This is a genomic window from Streptomyces sp. NPDC042102, assembly GCF_055582305.1.
Window position 1 is genome coordinate 1050914 of the sequence record NZ_JBVJDL010000001.1, and the last position, 26915, is coordinate 1077828.

Genomic DNA, 26915 nt, shown 5'->3' on the forward strand with positions numbered 1-26915 from the left:
GGTGGGGTGCGCAGGTCGTGGCCGACGGTGCGCAGCCGGTCGGCGGCCTTGACCGGCTCGACCTCGGCGGCCCTCGGCCGCAGCGGCCACGACGCGTCACTGACGGCGCCCTCGCCCCGCATCCCGCGAATCGGTGGCTGCCCGCCGATTCCGCTTCCGGACCTCCCGCGCCCGATGCCTTGGCGTGTTCCTGGCGGGTCCTTGACGGGCTTCCGCACACCGCCGTCAAGAGCGCACCAATTCCTCGGCCCGCACGGGGGACGAACATGATCGGGACGGTAGGTTCCTGCCCGTTCCCGCCGCCGGGGACCCCGACCATCGCATGACGACAGCCGAGGGGGCTCATGCCGAAGGTTTCCGGCGGCGGCACTCGCACTCCGATGATGCGCGCCCGCTGCCCGGCCGTGCGGGCGCCTGCCGATTCCCACCGCCGAAGGTCTGACTTCTCATGTCTCCTGCCGCAGCGCAGCACGTTCCGCCGGGCCTGGGGAGCCCGCCCTCGCCGCCGGTCACACGGCCGCCCCGCGGCCGTCCCGGGCCGGCCAACATCCTGGAGCCCGAGCGGCTCGCCGAGTCGGTACGGGAAGCGGTACGCAAGCTTCACCCCCGTGAGCTGGCCCGGAAGCCCGTGCTGCTGGTCGTCGCGGTCGGCTCGGTGCTCACCACCCTGTCGGCGCTCTTCCACCCGTCCGTGTTCACGTGGGTGATCAGCGTCTGGCTGTGGCTGACCGTGCTCTTCGCCAACCTCGCGGAGGCGGTGGCCGAGGGCCGCGGCCGGGCCCAGGCCGCCTCGCTGCGCAAGGCGCGTACCGACACCGTCGCCCTGCGGTTCAAGCACTGGTCGTACGGGACGGACCTGCGCCGCGCCGAGACCGAGGCCGTCACCCCGTCCGAGCTCCAGCCGATGGACTTCGTGCTCGTCGAGGCGGGCGAGCTGATCCCGGCCGACGGGGACGTGGTGGACGGGGCCGCCATGGTCGACGAGTCCGCCGTCACCGGCGAATCCGCGCCCGTCCTGCGCGAGTCGGGCGGCGACAGGTCCGGGGTCACGGGCGGTACGACCGTGCTGTCGGACTCGATCGTCATGCGGGTCGGCTCCCGTCCGGGCAACAGCTTCCTGGACCGCATGATCGCCCTGGTCGAGGGCGCGTCCCGGCAGAAGACGCCGAACGAGATCGCCCTCAACATCCTGCTGGCGGCTCTCACCATCGTCTTCATCCTGGTCGTGGTCAGCCTGCAGTCCATGGCCGGCTACGCGAAGGCCGCCCAGTCCACCACCGTCCTGGTCGCCCTGCTGGTCACCCTCATCCCGACCACCATCGGCGCCCTGCTCTCCGCGATCGGCATCGCCGGCATGGACCGCCTGGTGCAGCGGAACGTGCTGGCCATGTCCGGCCGCGCGGTCGAGGCCGCCGGTGACGTGGGCACCCTGCTCCTGGACAAGACCGGCACCATCACCCTCGGCAACCGCGAGGCCGCCGAGTTCATCCCGCTGCCCGGCCAGGACCTGCACGGTCTCGCGGACGCCGCCCAGCTGTCGTCCCTCGCCGACGACACGCCCGAGGGCCGGTCCGTGGTCGCCCTCGCCGGCCGGTACGGCCTCCAGCCCCCGGCGGAGAGCGCGCTGAGCAACCCGTGCTTCATCGAGTTCAGCGCGAAGACCCGGATGAGCGGCGTCAACCTGAGCTGGGACAACGGAGCCGGCTGCGCCATCCGCAAGGGTGCCGCCGCCCAAGTCATGGACTGGGTGGTCACGCGCGGCGGCGCCGTGCCGGCGGAGGCCGCCGAGTGGTCGGCCGCCGTCTCCGCCTCCGGCGGCACCCCTCTGCTGGTGGCCGTCCACGACTGGGACGGCCCGCGGGTCCTCGGCATCATCCACCTCAAGGACATCGTCAAGGACGGCATCCGCGAACGCTTCGCCGAGCTGCGCCGCATGGGCATCCGCACGGTCATGGTCACCGGCGACAACCCGCTCACCGCCAGGGCCATCGCGGCCGAGGCCGGCGTGGACGAGTACCTTGCCGAGGCCACCCCCGAGGACAAGCTCGCACTCATCCAGCGCGAGCAGGCCGGCGGCAAGCTGGTCGCGATGACCGGTGACGGCACCAACGACGCCCCGGCGCTGGCCCAGGCCGACGTGGGCGTGGCGATGAACTCGGGCACCTCGGCCGCCAAGGAGGCCGGGAACATGGTGGACCTGGACTCCAACCCCACCAAGCTCATCGAGATCGTCGAGATCGGCAAGCAGCTCCTGATCACCCGCGGCGCCCTGACCACCTTCTCGATCACCAACGACGTGGCCAAGTACTTCGCCATCATCCCGGCCATGTTCGCCTCGGCCTACCCGGGCCTGGGCGCGCTGAACATCATGGGCCTGCACAGCCCGCAGTCCGCGATCACCTCGGCGATCATCTTCAACGCCCTGATCATCGTGGCGCTGATCCCGCTCGCCCTGCGCGGCGTCCGCTACCAGCCCGCCTCGGCGCACGACCTGCTGCGCCGCAACCTGGCCGTCTACGGCCTCGGCGGGCTCGTGCTGCCGTTCGTCGGCATCAAACTCATCGACCTCGTGGTCTCCGCCATCCCCGGCATCGGATGAACTCCGCCGGAACGCGGTCACGGGCCCGCCCGGCTCCGTGACCGCACCCGGCCTTCTCGCACGGCGATCCCGGTCCGGGCGCCGCCACCCGAACTCCCCGAAGGGCCTGCTCCGTGATCCCCATCGATCCCTCCCGCCTTCCCGCCCTGACCAGGTGGTTCCCGGGCGGCGCGCCAGGCGTCGCGGCCCTTGCCGAGCACGTGCTCGCCACGGGATCAGGCCAATGGTGGGCGGACCGCGCCGTCAGCCCCCGGGTCCTGGCCGTCTCATGCGGCAACCACGTCGTGCTGCGAGGTGACCCGGACGTCCTGGAACAGGGGGCGCTGGCTCCCTTCGCCGGCAGCTACGTCGAGGCGCCCAGCCGCTTCCGGCCCCTCCTGCGCGCGTCGTTCACCCGGATGGAGCCCTGGGAGCGCATGGTGTACCTCCACCATGCCCCGCCCATCGCCGCACACCCGCCGCGCGGCGTCACGGTACGGCGGCTCACGACCGCCGACACCGAGGCCGTGGCCGCCCTCGGACCCGACAGCGCGTGGATCCACCACACCTGGGGCGGACCGGAACGGCTCGCGGCGTCCGGCCACGCCTGGGGCGCCGTCGACAACGGCCGCGTACTCGCGCTGGCCTGCACCTATGTCCTCGGCAGCCGGTTCGAGGACGTCGCCGCGCTGGCCGATCCCGGCCACCGGCGCCAGCACCTGGCGCTGGCCTGCGTCAGCGCCCTGTGCGCGGACATCGCAGCCCGTGATCGCGTACCGAGCTGGAGCTGCTCGCGGGACAACCGTCCCAGCCGGCTCCTGGCATGGTCGGCCGGGTTCCGGCTGTCCCGCGAGTACGTGCACTACGTCACCGGGCCGGCCCGCGAAGAGAAGCGGCACGCCGGCTGATCCCCGGACACGCCTGACGCCGTGGGTCGGTTACGCCGAATGCCCGCCACCGCTGCCGATCTTCAGGTGATCGCCATACGCTCGCGCCGTGTCGAAGGCGACGGAGTTGACGGAGATACTGAAGCGCCTGGTGATCGGGCGGGCCAAGCGCAGTGAGGAGCTGGGGGAGACGCTGCTGCCCAAGCGGCTGGCCCTGCCGATCTTCGCGTCCGACCCGCTGTCCTCCGTGGCCTACGCCACGCAGGAGATCCTCCTGGTCCTCACCCTGGGCGGCCTGGCCTACCTGCACTTCACCCCGTGGATCGCCGCCGCCGTCGTCGCGCTGATGGCCGTGGTGGTGCTGTCGTACCGCCAGGTCGTCCGCGCCTATCCGAGCGGCGGCGGCTCGTACGAGGTCGCCTCGACGAATCTCGGGCCGTCCGCGGGTCTGGTCGTGGCGGCCTCGCTGCTGGTCGACTACGTCATGACCGTGGCGGTCTCGGTCGCCTCCGGGGTGGACAACATCATCTCGGCCCTGCCACAGCTGGCCGCCTACCGGGTGGCGATGGCGCTCGGCTTCGTGGCCCTCCTGACGGCGATGAACCTGCGGGGCGTCCGCGAGTCCGGCCGGCTCTTCGCCGCCCCCACGTACCTGTTCATCGGCGGCGTGCTGATCATGGTCGGCACCGGCCTGCTCCGCTACCTCCTCGGCGACGCACCGGTCGCCGAGAGCGCCGGATACGGCATCACCCCGGAAGAGGGCGACGCGGACCTGGCCGGGCTCGCCCTGCTCATGCTGGTACTGCGCGCGTTCTCCAGCGGCTGCACCGCCCTGACGGGCGTGGAGGCGATCTCCAACGGCGTACCGGCCTTCCGCAAGCCCAAGCCGAAGAACGCCGCGACCACCATGGCCGCGATGGGCATCATCGCGATCACCATGTTCGCCGGCGTCACCACCCTCGCGATCGTCACCAAGGTCCACATCGCCGAGGACGCCTGCCGCCTCACCGGCCTGGCCGACTGCGAGGGCTACACCCAGCGCACCGTCATCGCCCAACTCGCCGCGGCCGTCTTCGGCGGCAGCGACAGCATCGGCTTCTTCTACATCCAGGCCGCCACCGCGCTGATCCTGATCCTCGCTGCGAACACCGCCTTCAACGGCTTCCCGCTGCTGTCCTCGATCCTCGCCCAGCACCGCTACCTGCCGCGCCAGCTCCACAACCGCGGCGACCGGCTCGCCTTCTCCAACGGCATCCTCGCCCTGGCCATCGCCGCCGGCCTGCTGCTCTACGGGTACAAGGCGAACGTCACCAGCCTGATCCACCTCTACATCCTCGGCGTCTTCACCTCCTTCACCCTCTCCCAGTCCGGCATGGTCCGGCACTGGAACCGCGAACTGCGCACCGAAACCGACCCGGCCACACGCCGCCGTCACCACCTGGCCCGCACCATCAACGGCACCGGCGCCGCCGTCACCGGCCTGGTCCTGGTGATCGTGCTCGCCACCAAGTTCACCCAGGGCGCCTGGCTGGCCGTGCTCGCCGGGATCCTGCTGTGGCTGATGATGCGCAGCATCCGCCGCCACTACGACCACACCGCCGCCGAACTCGCCGTCACCGACGCCCGCGCGGACAGCCTGCTGCCGTCCCGCGTGCAGATGATCGTCCTCGTCTCCACCGTCCACAAGCCGACCCTGCGCGCCCTGGCCTACGCCCGCGCCTTCCGGCCCGACCACCTGGAAGCGCTCACCGTCGCCGTCGACCGCGACTCACTGGCCGCCCTGCGCAAGCAGTGGGACGACTTCGCCATCGAGGTGCCGCTGAAGGTCCTCGAATCCCCCTACCGCGAGATCACCAAGCCCGTGGTCGAGTACGTACGCTCGATCCGCCGCGCCGGTCCCCGCGACGTCGTCGCCGTCTTCATCCCCGAATACGTCGTCGGCCACTGGTGGGAGAACCTCCTGCACAACCAGTCCGCCCTCTGGCTCAAGAGCCGGCTGCTCTTCACCCCCGGCGTCACCGTCACCAGCGTCCCGTGGCAGCTCTCCTCCGCCGCCGTCGCCGACCACGCCGCCGCCCGCGCCCCCGGTTCGGTCCGCCGCGGCGAACCCCCCAACCCCCCTGAGCACGCCACGACGAGAGACGTCCGCTGAGTTCCTCCGGCCGGATCAGGTGCTCGTGGCCCGAGCGGTGAAGGGGAGGCCGTCGAGGGTCCAGTGCGGGTCGGGGGCGATTCCGAGGGACGTGTAGACCTGGGCGGCGACATCGGCGTGCTGCAGGCCTGCCGGGGACGTTCCCGCCGGCATTCCGGGACCGCACGCGGCGATCCATGCCGTGCGTTCCAGCGGACTCCGGCCCCCGTGGCCCCCTTCGTCGCGGTGGCCGTGGTCCGTCACCACGATGACCGTCCACCGCTCGGACGCCGGACGACGGCGCAGCGAGCCGAGGAGACGGCCCAGCCGGCGGTCGGCCGCTTCGATGGACCGGCGGTACCGCTCGCCACAGCCGAGGAAGTGCGCGGTCTCGTCGACAGCGCCCAGGTAGACGAAGCCGGCGTGGAGGTCCTCGTCCAGGCTCAGGAGGTGCTCCGCCTCGACGGTCACCCGCTCGTCCACCTCTTCCCAGGCCGCGGGCGTGTCCGCGCGGGGGGCGACGTAGCCGAGTCGGGTGGGTGCGGTGAACAGCGGGCCGCCCTGCCGGGCGAGGAAGAGCGGTGCCCAGCCGCCGACGACGAAGGTCCGCAGTCCGCAGTCGGTGGCGAGCCGGGTCGTGAAGTCGGGGAACACGTCGAGGCGGTTGCCGTCCAGTCGGTTGGCCCACACCCCGTGCTTGGCGACGCCGACGCCGGTCACGATCGTGGTCCAGCACGGACCGGACATCGTCGGGGTACCGGCGTCCACCTCGACCGGCGCGATGAACCCCGCGCGGGCGATTCCGTCGAGGTGGGGGGTGTCGAGCTCGGAGAGGAGGTCGAGGCGTACACCGTCGATGCCGACCACCAGGACGTGTGCGCTGTGCTGGGCGGTGTCCATGAGAAGTCCAAGGGATAGCGGGGCGGGGGAGCGGGGCGCTGGAGGGTTCAGGAGTCCAGGCGACGCAGCCGGATCAGGGCGCTGGCGTGGTCGCCGGCGGGCAGGCCCGGGTCGATCCCCCGGTGGACCAGGACCGCCCCGCTGTACTCGCGCTGCAGGTCCAGGTCGAGGTAGCGGGCGCCGGGGTCGAGTGCGGGGAGCCGCACCGGTGCGTGACGCCGGCCCCAGCGGTTCGTGACGCGCCAGAAGAAGAGCACGTGTTCGCTGTCGTCCGGTGCGGCGTAGTGGACGGCCGACAGCGGGCCGGGTGGGGCGACCCTGTGCTGGATGCCGCGCTGCACGATCGGACGGATCCGCTTGTACTGCGCGACGAACCCGGCCGCCTCGTCGAGTTCCTCCTCGGACCAGGAGGCGAGGTCCCCGCCGAGGCCCAGCGCTCCGGCCATGGCGACGTGGAAGCGGAACCGGAGCGGCGTGTGCCGGCCCGTGGCCACGTTGGGACTGTCCGTGACCCAGGCGGCCATGGCCTGGGCGGGGAAGAGCTGGGAGAAACCGTGCTGGATGCCGATCCGGTCTGCCGGATCGGTGTTGTCCGAGGTCCAGGCCTGGTCGGTGCGGGCGAGCATGCCGAGGTCGACGCGTCCGCCGCCGCCGGCGCACGCCTCGATGCGCAGCCCGCGGTGGTCGGCACGGAGCCGGTCCATGATCCGGTGGACGGCCCGGGTGTGCTCGATCCAGATCCGGTCGGGGTCGGGGTGGAGGTCCCAGCCGGTTTCGGTGAAGGGCCGGTTGGCGTCCCACTTCAACCAGTCGACGTGGTGCTCGCGGACCAGGTGGTCGAGGGTCGCCAGGGCCCAGGCCTCGACTTCGGGCCGGGCGAAGTTCAGCACCAGTTGGTTGCGGAGTTCGGTCGCGTCGAGGTGCGGGGAGTGGATGACCCAGTCCGGGTGAGCACGGTACAACTCGCTGTCGCGGTTGACCATTTCAGGCTCCACCCACAGCCCGAACCGCATGCCGAGACGGTGCACCTCGTCGGCGAGCGGGCGCAGGCCCCCCGGGAACGCCTCGGGCCGCGGTGTCCAGTCACCGAGCCCGGACCGGTCGTCCTCGCGCGTGCCGAACCAGCCGTCGTCCAGGACGAAGAGCTCCGCGCCGAGCCGGGCCGCCAGCTGCGCGAGACGGATCTGACCGGCTTCGGAGACGTCGAATCCGGTGGCCTCCCAGGAGTTGTAGAGGACCGGCCGGTCCCGCTCGGGTCCGGGCAGTACGTGCGTACGTACGTACGCGTGCCAGACGCGGCTGGCCCCGCCGAAGCCGTGCGGGGTGTACAGGCCGGCGTACACCGGAGTACGAAGGCTCTCGCCCGGCCGGAGGACCCAGCCGATCCCTTCGTGGCCGAAGCCGCCGGTCCACGTGGTGCGGCCGACGGGATCACGGTGCACGGTGACGCGCCAGCTCCCGCTCCATGCGAGCGCCGTACTCCACACCTCACCGCGTTCCTCGTCCGCGGTGCCGTCGTCCACGGCCAGCCAGGGGCTCGCGTGGTGACCGGTGAGTCCCCGACGGCTCGTCAGGACCGTCTCGGCCACGGGAAGCCGGTCGCGCTGGAGCTGGAACTCGGAGTTCCAGCCTCCCACCAGATGGCTGAGCCGGTAGTCGTCGAGCGGGGGTACGGTCCACGCCGCCGAGTCGAGCCGCTCCACGGCGATCGGGCCGGTCCGGTCCACCGGCGCGGCGACGGCCGGATCGCCAGGAGCCCCGGTGTGCGACAACTCCGTCCAGCGCTCGACGACGTCCGTGTGCGGCCGGACGCGGTAGCACAGGTCCGCGCGCAGCGGGCGGTGCCGGTCCTCGAGGTGCAGCCGCAGCTCGCCGCCGTCCACGGTGTGGCCGGCGAAACGCCATTGGGCGCCGCGCGTGCCGTCGGAGAAGCGGACCTGAAGGCCGGCCGGCCCGAAGCGCGGCCCGGTCTGCGGGGCGAGTTCGTCCGCGGCCGCGTCCGCCTCGAAGCTGCTCGCGGCGGGGGAGAGGGCTTCCGGCAGCGAGGCCAGGACGTCGGCGGCGACCGCCGGCCCCCAGTACAGGTGCCGTGGACTGCCGTCGGTGGCGATGCGAACGGCGTACACGCTGTTCGGCGTACGCAGGACCGCGAGGCCCTGCTCTGGATCGAAGGTGACGAGCGGAGGCGTGGCGAGCACGGATGGACCCCTGACAGGCGGGAAGGACAAGGCCCGGCCCAGGCGACGTGTGGGGAAGGGTCGCGCAAGTCGCCGTCAGCAGAGGGGACTTGGGCGCGGAGGTGACCCGACAGTAGGGGCTCGCCAACTCCGAAATCAATACTGGAAGAAGTTATTTATTTGCTCTACGTTTCACCCCGTGTTCCGACATCACCCCCAGCCTCTGGTCAGCGCCCCTGCCGAGACCGCGGTCCTCGCACTGCTCCTGGCGGAGGGCCCGCTCAGCCGGGTGGAGCTGGCCCGGCGAACGGGCCTCTCCGCCACGGCCGTCACGAAGGCGGCCCGTCCCCTCATCGAGGACGGCTACCTGTACGAGTTGCCGCCGGAGCGGACCGCACCCGGTGCCGGCCGCCCGGTGAACCCGCTGGCGGTCGCCGCCGACCGGGAGTACTTCGTCGGGCTGAAGATCAGCGCGGACCAGGTGTTCGGCGCCGTGTGCGATCTGCGGGCCGGCATCCGGGCCACGGCCGCCCGTCCGCTCGACCGGTGCACTCCCCGGACGGTCTCCGCCGCGGTCGCCGAGCTGACCGGCGAACTCCTGGACAGCGAGCCCGCGTTCCGCGATCGCACCCGCCACCTCGGGGTCGCGGTCAACGGCGACGTGGACCGCGACCGCGGCCGGCTCCGCCGCTCGGGGCTGCTCGGCTGGCAAGACGTCCCGCTCGCCGAACTGCTCACCGCCGCGACCGGTCTGACGGTCACCGTCGAGAACGACGTCAGGGCCCTGACCGTCGCGGAACACTGGTTCGGCGAAGGCATCGGAACGGGCTACTTCGCCCTGGTCACCATCGGCTCGGGCATCGGCTCGGCGCTGGTGGTCAACGGGCAGCTGCTCCGGGGCGCCCACGGCGTCGCGGGCGAGGTGGGACACATCTGCGTCGACCCGACCGGGCCGCGCTGCCGTTGCGGCGCACGCGGCTGCGTCGAGGCCATCGCCTCGACCGACGTCATCCTCGACACCGTCCGCGCTGCCGCCGCGAATCCGCGCCTGGCCTTCCGTGAGGTCGTCGAGATGGCCCGAGCGGGCCATCCGGAAGCCCGCGAGGCCTTCGCCAGGGCCGGACGCGCCATCGGGGTGGGCATCTCGGCGCTGGTCAACCTCGTGGGTCCGGAGCGGGTCGTCGTCAGCGGTGAAGGCGTCGACGCCTACGACCTGTTCAGCCGCCACATCCAGGAGGCGTACGCCGCACACGCGTTCGGTGCGGCGTCGCGCTGCTCGCTGTCGCTGCGCCCCCTGCCCTGGCAGGAATGGGCCCGCGGCGGGGCGGCCGTGGCCATCCAGGCCCTCTTCCCCCAACCCGCGCAGGCCATGACCGGCGCCGGCTGACGGGCGACGTCCCCGCCCTTCGAGCCGTCGTGCACCACTCCCGGGCCACCGCCCTCGCCTGCCTGCCTGCCTGCCGGCACGGACCGAGGCGACGGCCGGGGAGCCCATCCGCCCCGCCCCCGCACACACCCCCTCGTAAAGGACATGCGACATGAGCGCACGCAGACCGGATCTCAGCCGACGCGGGTTCCTCACGGGATCCCTGCTCATCACCGCGGGAACGGTCCTCGCGACCGGCTGCAGCAGCGATCCGATGGCCGGCTCCTCCTCCGGTGCCGGGACCACCCTCAACGTCTGGTACCACGCCTATGGCGAAGCCGGCACCCAACAGGCGGTGCTCCGCTACGCCACCGCCTTCACGAAGGCCAACCCTGACATAGCGGTCAAGGTGACGTGGGTGCCCGGCGACTACGCGGCCAAGCTCAACGCCAGTCTGCTGACCGACTCCGCCCCCGACGTCTTCGAGACCGGCGACTTCAAGGAGCGGTACGCCCGCAGCGGCCAGACCGCCGCCCTCGACGACATCTACGGCGACGCCAAGAGCGACTTCAACAGCAACGCCCTCAGCTCGGTCACCGTCGACGGCAAGCTCTACGGCGTCAAGATGATCGACGACGTCATGATGCTCTACTACCGCAAGAGCGTCCTGGCCAAGGCCGGGATCACCCCGCCCACCACCTTCGACGGCCTCGTCGCCGCGGCGAAGGCCCTGACCACGGAGCGCGGCAAGGGCCTGTTCATCGGCAACGACGGCGTCGGCGACGCGCCGGGCATCGCGGTCTGGTCCAACGGCGGCGACCTCGTGACCCCCGACGGCACGGTGGCGTTCGGATCGGCGCAGGCCCTGGAGGCGGTCACCGGCCTCAAGCGCCTGCACGACGACAAGTCGCTGCTGCTCGGTTTCACCACCGACTGGTGGGACCCCGCCGCCTTCACCCAGGGCGTCGTGCCGATGCAGTGGTGCGGCCTGTGGGCGATGCCCGCCATCTCGGCCGCACTCGGCGACGACTTCGGTGTCCTGCCGTGGCCCGCCTTCAAGGCCGGCGGCGCCCCCGTGGTCCGTGTCGGCGGGTGGACCAGCAACGTCAACGCCAAGGGCAGGAACGTGGCCGCGGCCAAGCGGTTCGTCGAGTGGCTGTGGGTCGGGCAAGCCGACCTGCAAAGGGACTTCGCCGAGAGCTACGGCTTCCACGTCCCGCCCCGTGCGTCCGTGGCGGCGACCGCGCAGAAGCTGACCACCGGCGCGGCCCAGGAGACCGTGGCCCTGGCGGCGAAGTACGGCAGGCACAACCCGGGTACCTGGGACTCCGCCGTGACCAACACCTTCAATGCGGCCGCGGTGGAGATCGTCGAAGGGAAGGGCGATCCGGCGGCCCTCCTCGCCGGAGCGGTGAAGAAGGCACAGAGCGAGATCGACCAGCAGCCAGGCCGATGACATCGATGAACCCGGCCACCGACACCCCCGCACAGCCCGCGCGCGCCGGGCGCCCCGCGGTCACTCCGCGGGGCGCCCGGGCCGGCCGCCGCCGGACCAGAGCCGGCCGGACCCGCGTCGGCCGGTCGGGCTGGATCGCGTTCCTCCTGCTCACCGCTCCGACACTGATGGGTCTCGCCCTCTTCAAGTACGTCGCCATCGGCTGGAGTTTCCTCCTCAGCCTCAGCGACGCGCGCGGCACCGTCTCCCTCGGCCACTGGGTCGGGTTCGAGAACTACCGCACCCTCCTGTCCGACCACGCCTTCCGGGCCTCCCTCCTCCAGATCCTGCTCTTCACCGCTTTCATCGTGCCGATCACCTTCGCGGCGTCCCTGGGACTGGCCCTGCTGGTGAACCGCGTCCGCCGCGGACGGGCCCTCTTCCGGACCACCTTCCTCATCCCGGCGGCCGTCTCGTACGTCGCTGCGTCACTCCTGTGGAAGATGTCCCTGTTCAACGGCCTGCCGACGGGCATCGCCAACACCGTCGCAGGGTGGTTCGGAGCCGATCCCGTCCCCTGGCTCCAGTCCACCTCGCCACCGCTCTACTGGGTCGCGCTCGTCACCCTGCGCCTGTGGCTCCAGGTCGGCTTCTACATGGTGCTCTTCCTCGCCGGGCTCCAGGCCATCCCGCGGGAGCTGTACGAGGCCGCGGCGCTCGACGGCGCCACGGGACGCCGCCTGCTGACGGGTGTCACCCTGCCGATGCTGCGCAACACCTCCGTCGCGGTGCTGATGCTGCTGTTCATCGCCGCGTTCCAAGCCTTCGACGAGTTCTACAACCTCTTCAGCAGCGGGCTGTCCGGCACCGGGACCGCCCCCGTCCAGACCCCACTGGTCCACCTCTACAACACCGCGATGGGAAGCCAGAACTACGGCGTCGGCTCCGCCGGGGCCTTCGTGCTCACGGTCCTCATCGTCGGAGTGACCCTGCTCCAGGGCCGGTTCACCGGCTTCGGCAGGAGCGGCGAATGAGACGCGCGAACAACGTGCAAGGGCCCTCCGGCATCGTGCGCATGCTGGTCCGTGGGCTGGCCATCGGCCTGCTGACCGCGGTCTTCCTGGCACCGTTCTACCTGATGCTGCGCAACTCGCTCATGGATGCCCGGGAGCTGACCTCGCCGGAGTGGACCTGGTGGCCGGCGACCCTGCACGTCGAGAACTTCACCGCCCTCTTCGACGACCCCGCCGTCTCCATGGCCCCGGCACTCGGCAACTCGCTGCTCATCGCCGCCATCACCGCGCCGGTGTCCACGCTCCTGGCTTCCGCCGCCGGGTACGCCCTGGCCCGGATCCCGGTGCCGGGACGTGGGGTGCTGCTGGCCCTGGTGGTGGCGACACTGATGATCCCCGCTTCGGTCACCTTCGTACCGACGTTCGTGGTCGTCGGTTCCATGGGCGGCATCAACACCTTGTGGGGCATCATCGTGCCCGGTCTCTTCAACCCGTTCGCGGTGCTGCTGTTCCGCAACTTCTACCTGCAGTTCCCGAGCGAGATCGAGGACGCCGGACGGCTCGACGGCCTGGGATGGCTCGGGCTGTACCGCCGGATCGCCCTGCCGAGCTCCGGGGCGATGCTGGCCTCGCTCGGCGCGCTCTCCTTCATCGACAACTGGAACTCCTTCCTGTGGCCGCTGGTCATCGGACAGGACCCGTCCACGTGGACCGCCCAGATCGCCCTTTCGACGTTCATGACCTCACAGACGATCAACCTGCCCGGTCTGTTCGCCGGTGCCGTCGTCACGGTGACGCCCCTGGTCGTCATGTTCCTGGTCGCCCAGCGCTACATCGTGGAAGGCATCGCCACCAGCGGCCTCAAGGGCTGAGGCCCCCGGACCGCACCACGATCCACCACCGCACCACGATCCACCACCGCACCCTGCTCCTCACCGCAGCCACACGAACCCCATCCGCAAGGAGTCCCCCGTGACACCTCGCACCACCGTGCTCCGCCGCGCGACGATGGCTCTCGCTCTGTCGTCCGTGCTGCTCGTCGGCACCCTCACCGCCTCCGCAGCGGCGACGACCGCCGACGCCAACGCCAATGCCAACGCCAACGCTGCCCCGCCCCGGGTGCTCACCGGCGAGCAACTCGCCGCGTCGTGGGCCGCCCCTCTCTCCACACGGGGCCGCTACGTCGTGGACGCCGACGGCAACCGTTTCAAACTCAAGTCGGGCAACTGGGCCGGCGCCCAGGGCACCTGGGAGGGCAGCGGTGACGTCGACGACGTGACGAACCACCAGGCGGACCAGATGTCGCACAACATCCCGCTCGGCCTGGACCGGGCCCCGATCAGCCAGATCCTCCGCGACTTCCACGCCATGGGCCTGAACAGCATCCGGCTGCCGTTCGCCAACGCACTGATCCACGACACGTCCGTCGTCCCGGACGCCGCCGTCGCCGCCAACCCGCAGCTCCGCGGGAAGACCCCGCTGCAGGTCTTCGACGCGGTCGTGGCGGCCCTCACGGCGGACGGCTTCGCCGTCATCCTCAACAACCACACCACCAGCTACCGCTTCTGCTGCGGACTGGACGGCAACGAGCGCTGGAACAGCGGCCAGTCCACCCAGCAGTGGATCGACGACTGGGTGTTCCTGGTCAAGCGCTACCAGAGCGACAAGCGGGTCGTCGGAGCCGACCTGCGCAACGAGGTACGCCGCGACACGTGGAACGACCCCAACTGGGGCTGGGGCAACGACCACGACCTGTACAAGGCGATGGAGGATGCGGGCAACAAGATCCTCCAGGCCGTCCCCGACATGCTGATCGTCATGGAAGGGATCAACTGGCAGGGCATCCCGACCGACCTGACGAGCCACGGCCGCCCGATGCTCACACCGGTGGCGACGCTGTCCAACACCCTTATCCGTTCCGACAAGCTGGTCTACGCGGCCCACTTCTACGGCTACACCGGGCCCAACCACACCGGCGCCACGGGAACGGGCGAGACCCACGACCCGCGCTACGAGGAGCTCACCCCCGAAGAGCTCGTCAAGGCCGTCGACCGCGAGGCCCTGTTCGTCACCCGGTCGGGGCAGCACTTCACCGCTCCCGTGTGGATCAGCGAGTTCGGCGCCGGGGGCCGGGGCCCGGCCGACGACAGGGAACGCGACTGGTTCACCCGCTTCACCGACATCATGGTCAGGAACGACACCGACTTCGCCATCTGGCCCCTCGTCGGCTGGACCGACGCCGGCGGCAGGCCGCAGGACAGCTGGGCCGTGGTCAGCTACGCCCAGGACGGCACCCGACTCGGCGTGATGGACGCCGGTGACTGGCGCGCCGCGGACTGGTACAAGCTGGTCGACGCGCCGGGCAGGACCGGCCAGATCGCGCGGGGCCCGCGATGGAACATGCTCAACCTCGACTACGGCGACCAGAACGTCTCCGCCACCATGCTGGCCAAGCCGGACTGGTCACCCGGCAACCGCAAGGGCAACTGCCCCGACACCCAGCGCCTGGTCGGTCTGGGCCGCAGCGACAGCCGCGGCCTGTGCACCGACGCCGGCCAGCCGGCGAAGGGCAGCGGGGCCTGGACCGTGGTCTCCGACGAACGCTTCGTCACCGGCGGCGACTGGGCGAGCGGCTACAACAAGCTCCAGTGCCCCGAGCGGTCCTTCGCCGTCGGCTACAGCGTGAACCGCAACGCGATGGTCTCCCTCCTGTGCGCCCCCGCGGCGGCAGCCCTGCCCACCACCAACCGCGTCCTCTGGTTCGACCACGGTGACAACCGGCCTGCCACCGGCGGCTCCCACCAGAGCGACTGGGCACCCGGCTACTACAAGGGCCAGTGCGCCGACAACGAGTACCTCGCCGGCGTCGCCTTCACCTGGAGGTGGCAGCACTACGGCGTCCCGGACGCACTGCTGTGCCGCCCCCTCGCCTGATCCCCCTCCCGACCCCTCCTCCCGACCCCTCCTCCCGATCCACCGACACCCAGGAGTACCCGGCATGCCTCGCCTGGAGATCGCCGAGAGCGGATTCCTGCTCGACGACCGCCCGTTCCGCATCATCTCGGGCGGACTGCACTACTTCCGCGTCCACCCGCAGCAGTGGGCCGACCGGCTGAACAAGGCGCGGCTGCTGGGACTCAACACCATCGAGACCTACGTCCCCTGGAACCTCCATGCTCCCCGCCCCGGTGAGTTCAGGCTGGACGCAGGTCTCGACCTCCCCCGCTTCCTCACCCTCGCCGCCGAAGCCGGCCTGCACGTCCTCCTGCGCCCCGGCCCGTACATCTGCGCCGAATGGGAGGGCGGCGGCCTGCCCTCCTGGCTGCTCGCCGAGGAGGACATCGGGCTGCGCAGCCGCGACCCCCGCTTCCTCGCCGCCGTCGACGGATACCTGGGCGCCCTCGTCCCGCCCCTCGGGCCGTACCTCTCCTCCGCGGGCGGACCGGTCATCGCCATGCAGCTGGAGAACGAGTACGGGGCCTTCGGCCAGGACCCGGACTACCTCCGGGACCTCGCCGACCTGCTCCGCACACACGGCGTCGACGTACCCCTCTTCACCTGCGACCAGCCGGCCGACCTCGTCCGCGGCGGACTGAACGGCGTCCTGCGCACCGTCAACTTCGGAAGCCGCGTCGAAGCGGGCCTCGCGGAACTGCGGCGGATCCAGCCGCACGGGCCGCTGATGTGCTCGGAGTTCTGGATCGGCTGGTTCGACCGGTGGGGCGGCATCCACACCACCCGCGACGCCGCCGACGCCGCGGCCGACCTCGATCGCCTGCTCGCCGCGGGTGCCTCCGTCAACATCTACATGCTGCACGGCGGAACCAACTTCGGATTCACCAACGGAGCGAACGACAAGGGCGCCTACCGCCCCACCGTCACCTCGTACGACTACGACGCGCTCCTCGACGAAGCCGGCGACCCCACACCCAAGTACGAGGCGTTCCGCGGGGTCATCGCCCGGCATGCGGAGGTCCCTGACGAACCGCTTCCCGCGCCGGGCCCGAAGCTCGCCCCCGTGGCCGTGGACCTCGACCACTGCGGACGACTGTTCGATCAAGAGCACCTGTTCGGCACTCCGGTCCGCGCCGAGCGCCCGCTCACCATGGAGCAGTTGGGCCAGTGCTTCGGCTTCGTCCGGTACGAGACGGAGCTGCCGTGCGCCGGGCCCGCCGTGCTGCGCGTGGACGCGGTCCGCGACCGCGCCCAGGTCTTCGTCGAGGGGCAGCCCGTCGGCGTACTCGAACGGGAGAACCACGAGCACGCCCTGGCCTTCGTCTCGCCCCGGATCGGCGCACGTCTGGTGGTCCTCGTCGAGAACCAGGGCCGCGTCAACTACGGCCCGGCCATCCACGACCGCAAGGGCCTCCTCGGCCAGGTCACCGTCAACGGCGCAGCTCTCGGCACCTGGACGAGCAGCGCCCTGCCGTTGGACCGCCTCGACGCCCTCGCCCTCACGCTCTCCTCACCCGTGGCCGGCCCCGCCTTCCACCGCGGCACCTTCGAACTCCGCCGGACCGCCGACGCGTACCTCGGCCTGGACGGCTGGACGAAGGGACACGCCTGGATCAACGGCTTCCCGCTGGGCCGCTACTGGTCCAGGGGACCGCAGAGCACCCTGTACGTCCCCGCCCCGACCCTGCGCCCGGGCCGCAACGAGCTCACCGTCCTGGAACTCCACGCCACGGCCTCCCGCAGCGTCGAGCTGCGCGGCCGTGCCGACCTCGGCATCCTCGAGGACTGACACGGATCACCTCGCTCCACCTCACGTTCCGCCCGTTCCGGATCCGCCCGGTGCACTTCGTGCTCCGGGCGGACGGGTGACACGGGCCCGCCCGACACATCGACACCCGACACGGCACAGCAGACCGGAGGGAGGACCCGTGCCCGACGAACTCCAGGCCGTCCTGTTCGACATGGACGGCACGCTCGTCGACACCGAACATCTGTGGCGGCAGGCCGTGCAGGAGGAATGCCTGGAACTCGGCCTCGTCCTCACGGACGCGGACCTCCCGTACGTCCTCGGCCGTGCGATCGAGGACACTGCTGCCCACGTCGCCTCCCGCCGGCCCGGCCATGCCGACCCGGTGCGGCTCGCGGCCGCGTTGGAGTGCCGATTCACCCGGCTCGTCCGTGACGGCGCGGTCCCGCTCCCAGGAGCCGAACGCCTGCTGGCACAGCTGGCCGCATCGGGTGTGCCCACGGCCCTGGTCTCGGCATCGCCGCGTCCCGTGGTGGACACCGTCCTCGCCGTGCTGGGCCGGCCGGGCTTCGCCATCACCGTCGCGGCGCGCGAGACACCCCGTACGAAGCCCTTCCCGGACCCCTATCAGGCGGCTCTGACGGCCCTCGGCACCGACCCGGCGGCCTGCGTGGCGATCGAGGACAGTCCCGCGGGCATCGCTTCCGCCGAGGCCGCGGACCTCAAGGTACTGGCCGTTCCGTCCCTGACCCCTGTATCCGCGGCACCGGGCCGGAGCGTGGTCCACAGCCTGGTGGACGTGGACCCCGCTCTGCTCCGGACTCTCACGGCAGCACGGGTGATCGGCCGGGACCGGCTCAACTCCCCAGCTGCTGCCTGCGGTACTCCTCGGCCGGCAGTCCGCCGATTCCCCAGTCCTCCAACTCGACCTCGTCGATGACCACGAACGTCGTCGCCGGGCTCTTGTCGAGCACCTTCACCAGCAGATCGGTCACGCCCGCGATGATCTCGGCCTTCTGCCCGGGTGTGGCGCCCTCTCGCGTGATCTTCACATTCACATAGGGCATCGCAGCTCAGTCCTCATCCTCAACCGTCTCGAAGTGGAAGACCTTCGAGATGATCTGCCACCGTCCCCCGACCCGCACCAGCGTCAGGAAGTCCTGGTAACGCCTGGGTCCCATCGAGCACTCCACCTGGGCCAGTGCCGTCACCGGCCCGGCGAACTCGACCGAGACGATGCGGTCGCGCTGCCCCTCACCCCGAGCGGCCGGCGGTTCACGGCGGCGGACCACCGGGAAGTACTCGTCCATGTTCAGCCGCATCAGTTCGCCGTCGCCCCCGCCGTCGGTCGCGGTGGCGTAGACGGCGCCCGGGTGGAAGACCTGGCCCAGCAGGTCCGTGTCCCCGTGGTAGAGGCCGTCGAAGTACTGCCCGAGCACCTTCTCCACATCGTGCCGTGCGCTCATCAGGAGCGCCCCGTCACATGACCGCCGTCCACGCGCAGGGCGTGGCCGGTGACGAACTCGGCGCCCGCGAGGTAGACGACCGCGTCCGCGATCTCGGAGATCTCGCCCACACGGTTCAGCAACGCGAGCCCGCCGAAGGAGTCCACGTCCGCACCCTCGTGCAGTGGGGTCCGGATCACGCCCGGCGCCACCAGATTGACGCGGATCCCGTCCGCCGCGAGTTCGGCGGCCAGGCTCGTGGTGAGCGTGTGCACGCCGCCCTTGCTGATGACCGGAGCGGACGCGGGGAACCCGGCGACAGCATGGTCGACCAGCACCGTACCGATGTTGACGATGCTTCCGCCGCGGCCCTGTTCCCGCATCCGGCGCACGACGGCCTGGGTCGTCAGGTAGGTCCCCTTGAGGTTGCCCGCCAGGTACCCGTCCAGCTCCTCCTCCGTCACATCGGTGAACGGCTTCGGTGCGAAGGTGCCGGCGTTGTTCACGAGCACGTCCACGCCTCCGAAACGCTCCACGGCGGCCCGCACGAGCGCCTCACCCGTCGCCGCGTCCCCGATGCTGCCCGTGACCTGCGCGACCCGCTCGCCCTGCCCCAGCTGTGCGGCGGCCTTCCCGAGCCGGTCCGCGTCCCGGCCGTTGATCACGACGTTGGCCCCCTGGGCCAGGAACGCCCGGGCGATCCCCAGCCCGATCCCGCTCGATGCCCCTGTGACCACCGCGGTCATGCTCGTCGACACCCTCACCACTCCTTGATTCGCTGTCATCCGTTCCGACACCGACGAACCTAGGAGCGCTCGATCGATAACACCACGTCGAAGTTTGAAGCCTGTCATAATCCCTTGTTATGACTCTGGATCTACGCGATCTCGAACTCCTCGCCGCCACCGCGGACTCCGGCTCGCTCACCGCAGCGGCGGAGCGCCTCTACGTCAGCCAGCCCGCCCTCAGTCAGCGCCTCACCCGCCTGGAGGACCGGCTCGGCATGCCGCTCTTCGACCGCACGGGCCGCAGGCTGGTCCCGAACGCCGCAGGCCGGCGCATGCTGGTGGCGGCCCATCAGGTCCTGGCCGAGCTGCGCTCGGCGACCCGCGACCTCCAGGAGATGCGTGACGGCCGCGACCGCCGGGTCCGTTTCACCGCACAGTGCAGCACCACCTTCCAGTGGCTGCCCCCGGTCATCCGCGCCTTCCGCGACCGGCACCCGGACGCCGAGGTCCGTATCGAGCCCGTCCCCGACGACGCACCGGTCCCCGCGCTCCTCGCCGACCGCGTGGACGTCGCTCTGGTCACCAAGCCGGACCGGGAGATGGACCGGATCAGCCTGACCCGCCTCTTCGACGACGAGATGGTGGCCGTGGTCCCCTCGGACCACCCGTGGGCCGCACGCCCCCACCTCACGGCGAAGGACTTCACGGACGCCCACCTGATCCTCTACGAGGCCTACGACCAGTCCCGGATCCCCTCGATCCCGTTGCCCCTGCCCCCGCAGGCCAGGCCCGCCCGCATCACCACGATGCCCCTGATCACGGACCTGGTCATCGAAATGGTCGCCGGCGGCCAGGGCGCGACGATCCTCCCCAACTGGGTCGCCGCGCCGTACACGAACTCCCACGACCTCGCGCTGATCCAGATCGGCGCCACGCCCATGGCCCGCACCTGGTACCTGGGCACCCGCCAGGGCGCCCGCCCGCCCCACCTGCAGGCGTTCGTCGACGAACTGACCGCCCATCTGACGCGCCCATGACCGAGCATCCGTCTCCGGAGGCCGGGGCGACCACGGGTCGCTCGATCTCGAGGCTCGGGGTGAGTGCACCAGCCTCCGTCGTGAGGCAGTCGCAGAGCTTGGGGGGCACCGCCGCAACATCCCGGCAGCCGGAACTCACAAGCGAGAGGGAGGACCTCCGCGCGCCCCGGGCTGCTTCAGTCGGGACGCCAGCTCCCCGGGCAGGGCGTCCCGGTTGGCCGGCGTCAGGTGGACCACCTCGATGTCGGTGCGTCGTTTGAGGGCGTCGGTGAACGGGTCGTGGTGTGCGTGGACCGTGGCGACGACGTCGACATCTGCGGAGAACAGCGCGTCGACCGCGTCCCGGAAAGCCCTGCACGCCAGTTCCATCCGCCCCAGTTCGTCGATGAGCACCAGCCGACCTGTCGCCTCCCCGGTGGCCGCTCTGGCGGGCAACAGCGCGGCCAGTCGGCGCAGGGCGGTCGTTTTGCCCGCACCGGGGCGGCCTTCGAGCAGGATCCTTGTCGGCACACGGCCATCCTCGCCCGCCGCCTGCCGGAGGGCGGCTTGTCGGGCTCGGCCGAACGGGGCGTCTACGTTGCGGATCGGTGGCGGTTCGGGTCGTGGCGTGCCCACGGGCATGGCGGCGCGGATGAGCGGAATCGAAATCGAACGTGGCCGACCCTGCCTTTGTTCCGCACTTCAGCGAGCGACGGCATCTGGTCCAGGATGACGCGATCCCGGGAACGTCCCCGCTCGCGCGGGGAGAAGAGCCACGGCACGCCGAGCGAACCAGAAAGAAGAGGCTGCCCGGATCATGCCGGACAGCCTCTTCACTCGTTCCCGCTCGTACAGGTCACTCCTTGCTGCTGGTCAGCCACAGGCCGAGTGCCGAGCCGACGAAGACGACGCCCGAGGCCACCGAAGCCAGGATTCTGGTGGTGCCGGTGTAATCGGCGAAGGTGCTGACGTAGACCGCGGCGGCGGTGGAGATGGCGAGCAGCAGCCAGAGTGCGGGCCTCATAGGTCCCTCCTGAGTGTGTCCCCGCCGTCCCCCCGAGGGGCGGCGAGAGCGGGTCGCTTACGTCGTCCACTCTCGCCGCCGACCCCTTGCCGGCACATCGGGTCCTGCTCCCGAACCGCAGGTGTAGCCCGCTACACCTGCGGGGTGGGGACGGCGACCGCCGTCACCGTCCGTGTCCGGGGCTCATGCCTTCAAGTAGGCGAGGACGGCGAGGACCCGGCGGTGGCCGCTGTCGCTGGGGGGAAGGTTCAGCTTGGCGAGGATGTTGCCGATGTGCTTGCTGACCGAGCGCTCGGTGATGAACAGGGTGGTCGCGATCGTCGGGTTGTCGAAGCCCTGGGCCATGAGGCTGAGGACCTCACGTTCGCGCGGGGACAGAGCGTCCAGAGGGTCGCGGCGGGTCATGAGCTGGGAGACCACGTCGGGGTCGAGCGCGGTGCCTCCGGCGGCGACCCGCTCCAGGGCCTGCTGGAACTCCTCGATGCGGGAGACCCGGTCCTTGAGCAGATAGCCGACGCCGGAGGCGCCCTGGCCCAGCAGCTCGGCGGCGTAGCTCTCCTCGACGTACTGGGACAGGACGAGGATGGGCAGGCCGGGCATCAGCCTGCGGGCCTCGATGGCCGCTCTCAGGCCCTCGTCGCGGAATCCGGGGGGCAGCCGGACGTCGAGCACGGCCGCGTCGGGCCGGTGTTCCAGCAGCGTGGGCACCACCTCGGGCCCGCTCCCCACGACGGCGACGATCTCGTGGCCGACGTCCTCCAGCAACAGAATCAGGCCCTCGCGGAGCAGGACGTTGTCCTCCGCGATCACGATCCGCACGGCAGTACCACCTCAATCGTCGTTCCGGAACCGACAGGGCTGTCGATCCTCGTCGTACCGTCCAGGGCGGCGACTCGCTGGCGTACACCGGCCAGTCCGCTTCCCGCGCCGGCTCCGGGCACCGCGCCGCCACGCCCGTCGTCCTGGACGAGGACGCGCAGCCCGGTCCGTTCGTACCGGAGGGACACCCGCGCCTGCCGCGCTTCGCTGTGCCGGGCGATGTTGGTGAGCGCCTCGGCGACCACGAAGTAGGCGGCGGCCTCGACGGCGGCCGGCGGCCGGCGGGCGGGGTCGGGCAGGTCGAGGGCGACCGGGATCGTCCGTCCCGCGGCGAGCGAGCGGATCGCGCCGTTCAGTCCGCGGTCGGACAGGATCGGCGGGTGGATGCCGCGGATCACCGTGCGCAGCTGGACGAGTGCCTCGTCCACCGTCGTCCTGGCGTCGAGCATGAGCTTCCTGGCGCTCTCGGGGTCCTTGTCGAACCGGCGGTCGGCCAGGCCGAGCCGCATGGCGACCGCGACGAGCTGCGCCTGGGTGCCATCGTGCAAGTCCCGCTCGATCCGCCGGAGTTCCGCTTCGTGGGCCTGGAGCGCCCCGGCCCGGGAGGCGGTCAGCTCCTCGATCCGGCGTCCGGCGCCGGTCCAGTTCCCCAGCAGCATCTCCGCGATGCGGGTCTCCAGCAGGGCGGCGGCGGGGGCGAGCCAGAGGAAGAGGAGGACGAAGATCCAGACGCAGACGGCGGACAGGACGATCGCCTGGAGCCAGGTCGTCAGGGGGGCGGCCAGGAGGGTGAGGGTGCCGCTGGGGAGGGTCCACCACCACATCGGGATCGAGAGGGTCAGCAGGAGGCTGAACAGGGCGCCGAGGACCAGGACGGGCAGGATCAGGCCGACCATGCCGTGGAGCAGCATCCACGCCACGTCCTTGCCGGTCCCTGAGGATCGCAGCAGTTGGAGGGTCTGCCGGCGGGCACTGCCCTGGAGCGTCGGGTACGGGCGTCGCACCGCCCGGCCGAGGCGGCGTTCCGTGCGGCGGCGCTCGGCGTCGGCGAGGGACCGCAGGGGGCGGATCGCCCAGGGCAGGACCGGCGCGACGATCAGTGCGACGCAGACGAGCGGCAACAGCACATAGCCGGCCAGGGCCGGCAGGGCGGTCCTGAGGCCGCCGAGGACATACCGCGTGGAACGCAGGCTGTGACGTGCGCGTGCCTTCAGGTCCATGGGTCACGACGGTACGTCACGGTTGATCCCTTGTCATAAGCGCCCGCTCCACCTTCGTGGTGGAGCCCGCTACACCCCCGGAGCGGGGGTGTGACCGCTGCCGGCCGCCCCTCTCCCGAGCCTAGTTTCGAAGCCTGCTCATGACCGACCAAAGGCATCGAAGGGCCACATCATGCGACGGATGACGACGAGCGGGGACACACCGTACGCCGTGTCCCTGGACCAGGTCTCCAAGTCCTACGGCGAGGTGACCGCGCTGGAGCGGGTGAGCTGGAGGTTCCGCACCGGCAGCTTCACCGCGATCATGGGCCCGTCCGGCTCGGGCAAGAGCACGTTCCTGCACTGCGCGTCCGGTCTCGACCGGCCGACGAACGGGTCGGTGCGGCTGGGCGACGTGGACATGGGCGGGCTGCGCGAGGCCGAGCTGACCCGGCTGCGCCGCGAGCGGATCGGCTTCGTCTTCCAGGGCTACAACCTGATGCCGTCGATGGACGTCGAGCGGAACATCACCCTCCCGCTGTCCCTCGGCGGCAGGAAGGCCGACCGGCAGTGGCTGACGGAGATCGTCCACCGGGTGGGCATGGCGGGCCGTCTCGGGCACCTCCCTGCACGGCTGTCGGGTGGCCAGCAGCAGCGGGTGGCGGTCGCCCGGGCGCTGGTGACGCGCCCCGAGATCGTCTTCGCCGACGAGCCGACGGCCGCGCTCGACCCGAGGTCGGCCGGGCACGTCCTGAAGCTGTTGCGCGAGGCGGTCGACGAGATGGGGCGGACCGTCGTCCTCGTCACCCACGATCCGGTGGCGGCCGCGTGGGCCGACAGCGTCGTCTTCCTCGGAGGGGGCCGGATCGTCGACGAACTGACCGCGCCGTCCGCGGAGGCCGTCCTGGCCCGCTGGGACTCGCTGTGAGGCGCGGGATCGCCGCGGGCGTGGCGGCGGCGCTGCTCTTCGCCGCCGCGCTGACGGGCGCGTTCGGCGTCCTCCTCGAATCGGCGCTGCGGGCGCACGGGGCGGTCGACCGCTACGCCCCGGCCGTGGCCGTCGTCGCAGCGAGCCAGCGGGTCGAGAAGATCGTGGACTCCGGTGAGTCCCAGCGTACGGAGGTCAGACCGCTGCTCGAACGGGCCCGGGTGCCGATCGCCCTGGCCGAAGGGCTGGCGGAGGTGCCAGGTGTCGTCCAGGTCGTCGCGGACGTGTCCGTGCCCGTCGTCGCCGCGGACGGCACCGTGCTCACCGGTCACGGATGGGAATCGACCGCGCTCGGCCCGGTCGAACTGCGGTCGGGTCGTGCCCCGCAGGCACCGCACGAGGTGGCGATGGCCGCCGGGAGCGGCGCGGAGGTCGGGGACACCGTCCGTCTGCAGGCAGGCGGCCGTGCACCGGAGCCCTACCAGGTCAGCGGGCTGGTCTCCGACGGTTCGGGGGCGGACGGCGCCGGCCTCGCGGGCGTGTGGTTCGTCGACCGGACCGCGCGGACGCTCGCCGGCCATCCCGGCCAGGCCGACGCGCTGGTGATCCTCGGCGAGGACGGCACGTCCCCCGAGGCGCTCGCGGCGGCGGCCCCGGGTCTGCTGGTCGCGACCGGTGCCTCGCGCGGAGACGTCGAGAACCCGGGGGTGGCGGCGGCGCGGCTCGACCTGATCGGGGTGAGCGCGTCGATCGGCGGCATCGCCCTGCTGGTCGTGCTGCTGATCCTGACCGGGCTGCTGGACATCTCCGTACGGGACCGGACCCGTGAGCTCGCGGTGATGCGCGCCATCGGCGCCACCCCCCGGCAGGTGCGGCGGCTGATCGTCCGCGGCACCCTCAAGGTCGCCGTGCCCGCCGCGTTCCTCGGCGGCCTGGGGTCGCTCGGGCTCGGGGCGGTCCTGCACCGATTCATGGCCGATCACGGTGTGCTGCCGCGGGAGCTGTCGCTCGTGCTGGGTCCGCTGCCCGTCGCCGGCACCGTGCTGCTCACCGTACTCACCGCGGTCGGCTCCGCCTGGCTCGCCGCCCGGCGCGTCTCCCGCGTCCGACCGGTCGAGGCCCTGGGCGAGGCGGCGACGGAGCCGGCGCGGCTGCCGCGCTGGCGGATGGTCACCGGGCTCGTCTTCCTGGCCGTCGGGCTGGGCGCGGCCTCCACGGCGCTCGCCTTCGGCGGGCAGATCGCCAGGGCGGCCATGGGCGGACTGGCGCTCACCCTGATCTGGGCCGCCGCGCTGCTGGGGCCCTGGATCGCGCGGGCCGGCATCCGCGTCCTGAGCCTTCCGCTGCGGCTGCTCTTCCCGGTCCCGGGCCGGCTCGCCGCGGAGACGGCCTCCGTTGCCGCCGTCCGGCTGGCGTCGGTGATCACTCCGATCGCGCTGGCGCTCTCCTTCGGGGCCGGCCAGCTCTTCGTCCAGAACACGGCCGTCAACGCCACCCGTACCCAGTCGGCCGCCGGCCTGCTCGCGGACCACGTGCTCGTCGCTGACGGTCCGGGCGTGCCGAGCGCGGCGTACGAGGACGTGCGGAGGACGCCGGGGGCGGACGCGGTGACGGCCGTCAAGCGCACCACCGTCGTGAAATCGGTCGGCGACCAGCTCCAGTCGCTGCCCGCGCAGGGCCTCAAGGGCGCGCTGTCGAACCTGGATCCGGGCGTCACCTCGGGTTCGCTGGCCGATCTGCGCGGTGCCGACACCGTCGCGGTCAGCTCGAACATCGGCGACAGCGACGACCTCGGCGAGACCATGTCCTTCTGGCTCGGCGACGGCACGCTGATCCACCCCCGGGTGGTCGCCGTCTACGACCGCGGGATGGGCTTCGGCGACGTGCTGCTGCCGCACGACCTGGTCGCCGCGCACGTCACCGACGGCGGTCATGACGACTACCTGCTGGTGAGCGGGGACGCCGACCTCCGGCCGGTGACCGAGCGGCTCCCCGGGGTGCACGCCACATCCGCGTCCGCGTACGGTGCGGCGCTGACCGAGCAGGCACGCAGCCAGGGTCTTCCGGGCCTGATGGCCGTCGCGGCCATCGCCCTGTTCACCTTGATCGGCGTGGTGACGACGCTGGGCGTGGCCACCGCGTCCCGCCGGCGCGAGCTGTCCCTGCTCCGTCTGATCGGCGCGACGCGCCGCCAGGTGCTGTCCATGCTGCGGCTGGAGACGCTGCTCGTCCTCGGGACGGGCACGGTCGTCGGCGCGCTGGTGGCGGCCCTGACCCTGCTGACCTTCGCCCTCGCGGTGACCGGGCTGCCCGCGCTGTCCGTCTCCCCCGCCGTCTGCGTCGCCATCCTCGGCGTGGTCTGTCTGGCGGGCATGTCGGCGGTCATGCTGCCGGCACGACGGCTGGTACGTCGTCGCGGCTCACCCCGGATCGAGTAGGAGGCCCGCGCGTCCCGGGCGTGCCCGTCTTCGGACGGGGGCACCACACGGACTCCGTTCCTTCGTGCTCCACGACGATCACAGGCGGGACGCCCGCTTCCTACCGTTCACCCATCACCCCGAACGGTT

General features: G+C 71.5%; 22 protein-coding genes. 13 read left to right on the forward strand and 9 right to left on the reverse strand.

Features of this window, described 5'->3' with window-relative positions; all coding sequences use genetic code 11:
* Window positions 1-448: 448 nt before the first annotated feature.
* From kdpB to ACZ6KO_RS04345, 3 genes are all read left to right on the forward strand, one after another.
* Window positions 449-2599, forward strand: a complete 2151-nt coding sequence (kdpB, locus tag ACZ6KO_RS04335; protein ID WP_469299782.1) for a potassium-transporting ATPase subunit KdpB — start codon at window positions 449-451, stop codon at window positions 2597-2599.
* Between the two features lie 113 nt (window positions 2600-2712).
* Window positions 2713-3486, forward strand: coding sequence for a GNAT family N-acetyltransferase (locus tag ACZ6KO_RS04340; RefSeq protein ID WP_469299784.1), 774 nt, complete (start codon window positions 2713-2715; stop codon window positions 3484-3486).
* Between the two features lie 88 nt (window positions 3487-3574).
* Window positions 3575-5617, forward strand: coding sequence for an APC family permease (locus tag ACZ6KO_RS04345; RefSeq protein ID WP_469299787.1), 2043 nt, complete (start codon window positions 3575-3577; stop codon window positions 5615-5617).
* A gap of 15 nt (window positions 5618-5632) precedes the next feature.
* On the opposite strand, the gene ACZ6KO_RS04350 is transcribed toward ACZ6KO_RS04345, so the two are convergent.
* Entirely contained in the window at window positions 5633-6496 is an 864-nt protein-coding gene (locus ACZ6KO_RS04350; protein ID WP_469299790.1) for an alkaline phosphatase family protein, read from the reverse strand.
* Window positions 6497-6543: 47 nt separating this feature from the next.
* Window positions 6544-8694: an alpha-galactosidase gene (locus tag ACZ6KO_RS04355; RefSeq protein WP_469299793.1), complete on the reverse strand. Its 2151-nt coding sequence runs from the start codon at window positions 8692-8694 to the stop codon at window positions 6544-6546.
* A 178-nt stretch (window positions 8695-8872) separates the two neighbouring features.
* Here ACZ6KO_RS04355 and ACZ6KO_RS04360 point away from each other — a divergent pair, with 178 nt between their 5' ends.
* The 7 genes from ACZ6KO_RS04360 (at window position 8873) to ACZ6KO_RS04390 (ending at window position 18129) form a co-directional block, all read left to right on the forward strand.
* Window positions 8873-10060: an ROK family protein gene (locus ACZ6KO_RS04360; protein ID WP_469299796.1), complete on the forward strand. Its 1188-nt coding sequence runs from the start codon at window positions 8873-8875 to the stop codon at window positions 10058-10060.
* A gap of 151 nt (window positions 10061-10211) precedes the next feature.
* On the forward strand, window positions 10212-11495 hold the full coding sequence (locus tag ACZ6KO_RS04365; RefSeq protein ID WP_469299798.1) for an ABC transporter substrate-binding protein: 1284 nt from the start codon (window positions 10212-10214) through the stop codon (window positions 11493-11495).
* Entirely contained in the window at window positions 11492-12508 is a 1017-nt protein-coding gene (locus ACZ6KO_RS04370; RefSeq protein ID WP_469299800.1) for a carbohydrate ABC transporter permease, read from the forward strand. The genes ACZ6KO_RS04365 and ACZ6KO_RS04370 overlap by 4 nt, the downstream gene beginning before the upstream one ends.
* Window positions 12505-13359: a carbohydrate ABC transporter permease gene (locus ACZ6KO_RS04375; RefSeq protein ID WP_469299803.1), complete on the forward strand. Its 855-nt coding sequence runs from the start codon at window positions 12505-12507 to the stop codon at window positions 13357-13359. Before ACZ6KO_RS04370 ends, ACZ6KO_RS04375 begins: the two co-directional genes overlap by 4 nt.
* Before the next feature lie 136 nt (window positions 13360-13495).
* The gene (locus tag ACZ6KO_RS04380; RefSeq protein ID WP_469301534.1) at window positions 13496-15421 is read left to right on the forward strand and encodes a glycoside hydrolase family 5 protein; all 1926 of its coding nucleotides are present in this window, start codon (window positions 13496-13498) and stop codon (window positions 15419-15421) included.
* 64 nt (window positions 15422-15485) lie between these two features.
* Window positions 15486-17231, forward strand: a complete 1746-nt coding sequence (locus tag ACZ6KO_RS04385) for a beta-galactosidase (RefSeq protein ID WP_469299806.1) — start codon at window positions 15486-15488, stop codon at window positions 17229-17231.
* A 139-nt stretch (window positions 17232-17370) separates the two neighbouring features.
* Window positions 17371-18129: an HAD family hydrolase gene (locus tag ACZ6KO_RS04390; protein ID WP_469299807.1), complete on the forward strand. Its 759-nt coding sequence runs from the start codon at window positions 17371-17373 to the stop codon at window positions 18127-18129.
* Here the strand turns inward: ACZ6KO_RS04390 and ACZ6KO_RS04395 are convergent.
* The 3 genes from ACZ6KO_RS04395 to ACZ6KO_RS04405 are packed head-to-tail and all read right to left on the reverse strand — an operon-like array spanning window position 18047 to window position 19392.
* Window positions 18047-18256: a tautomerase family protein gene (locus ACZ6KO_RS04395; RefSeq protein WP_469299809.1), complete on the reverse strand. Its 210-nt coding sequence runs from the start codon at window positions 18254-18256 to the stop codon at window positions 18047-18049. The genes ACZ6KO_RS04390 and ACZ6KO_RS04395 overlap by 83 nt on opposite strands.
* 6 nt (window positions 18257-18262) lie before the next feature.
* Window positions 18263-18655, reverse strand: coding sequence for a nuclear transport factor 2 family protein (locus ACZ6KO_RS04400; protein ID WP_469299811.1), 393 nt, complete (start codon window positions 18653-18655; stop codon window positions 18263-18265).
* Window positions 18655-19392, reverse strand: a complete 738-nt coding sequence (locus tag ACZ6KO_RS04405) for an SDR family NAD(P)-dependent oxidoreductase (RefSeq protein ID WP_469299813.1) — start codon at window positions 19390-19392, stop codon at window positions 18655-18657. The genes ACZ6KO_RS04400 and ACZ6KO_RS04405 overlap by 1 nt, the downstream gene beginning before the upstream one ends.
* A 107-nt stretch (window positions 19393-19499) precedes the next feature.
* On the opposite strand from ACZ6KO_RS04405, the gene ACZ6KO_RS04410 reads away from it, so the two are divergent.
* Window positions 19500-20399, forward strand: coding sequence for a LysR family transcriptional regulator (locus tag ACZ6KO_RS04410; protein WP_469299815.1), 900 nt, complete (start codon window positions 19500-19502; stop codon window positions 20397-20399).
* Between the two features lie 135 nt (window positions 20400-20534).
* On the opposite strand, the gene ACZ6KO_RS04415 is transcribed toward ACZ6KO_RS04410, so the two are convergent.
* From ACZ6KO_RS04415 to ACZ6KO_RS04430, 4 genes are all read right to left on the reverse strand, one after another.
* Complete coding sequence (locus ACZ6KO_RS04415) at window positions 20535-20909, reverse strand: nucleoside-triphosphatase (protein ID WP_469299818.1); 375 nt, start codon at window positions 20907-20909, stop codon at window positions 20535-20537.
* A 325-nt stretch (window positions 20910-21234) separates the two neighbouring features.
* Window positions 21235-21402, reverse strand: coding sequence for a hypothetical protein (locus ACZ6KO_RS04420; protein WP_469299822.1), 168 nt, complete (start codon window positions 21400-21402; stop codon window positions 21235-21237).
* Window positions 21403-21585: 183 nt separating this feature from the next.
* On the reverse strand, window positions 21586-22221 hold the full coding sequence (locus ACZ6KO_RS04425) for a LuxR C-terminal-related transcriptional regulator (protein ID WP_469299824.1): 636 nt from the start codon (window positions 22219-22221) through the stop codon (window positions 21586-21588).
* Window positions 22209-23441, reverse strand: a complete 1233-nt coding sequence (locus ACZ6KO_RS04430) for a sensor histidine kinase (protein WP_469299827.1) — start codon at window positions 23439-23441, stop codon at window positions 22209-22211. The genes ACZ6KO_RS04425 and ACZ6KO_RS04430 overlap by 13 nt, the downstream gene beginning before the upstream one ends.
* 181 nt (window positions 23442-23622) lie before the next feature.
* On the opposite strand from ACZ6KO_RS04430, the gene ACZ6KO_RS04435 reads away from it, so the two are divergent.
* Both ACZ6KO_RS04435 and ACZ6KO_RS04440 read left to right on the forward strand, forming a co-directional pair.
* The gene (locus ACZ6KO_RS04435; protein ID WP_469299830.1) at window positions 23623-24348 is read left to right on the forward strand and encodes an ABC transporter ATP-binding protein; all 726 of its coding nucleotides are present in this window, start codon (window positions 23623-23625) and stop codon (window positions 24346-24348) included.
* Window positions 24345-26786 (forward strand): ABC transporter permease, encoded by a 2442-nt coding sequence (locus tag ACZ6KO_RS04440; RefSeq protein WP_469299832.1) that lies wholly within the window; start codon window positions 24345-24347, stop codon window positions 26784-26786. The genes ACZ6KO_RS04435 and ACZ6KO_RS04440 overlap by 4 nt, the downstream gene beginning before the upstream one ends.
* The last annotated feature ends 129 nt before the right edge of the window (window positions 26787-26915 follow it).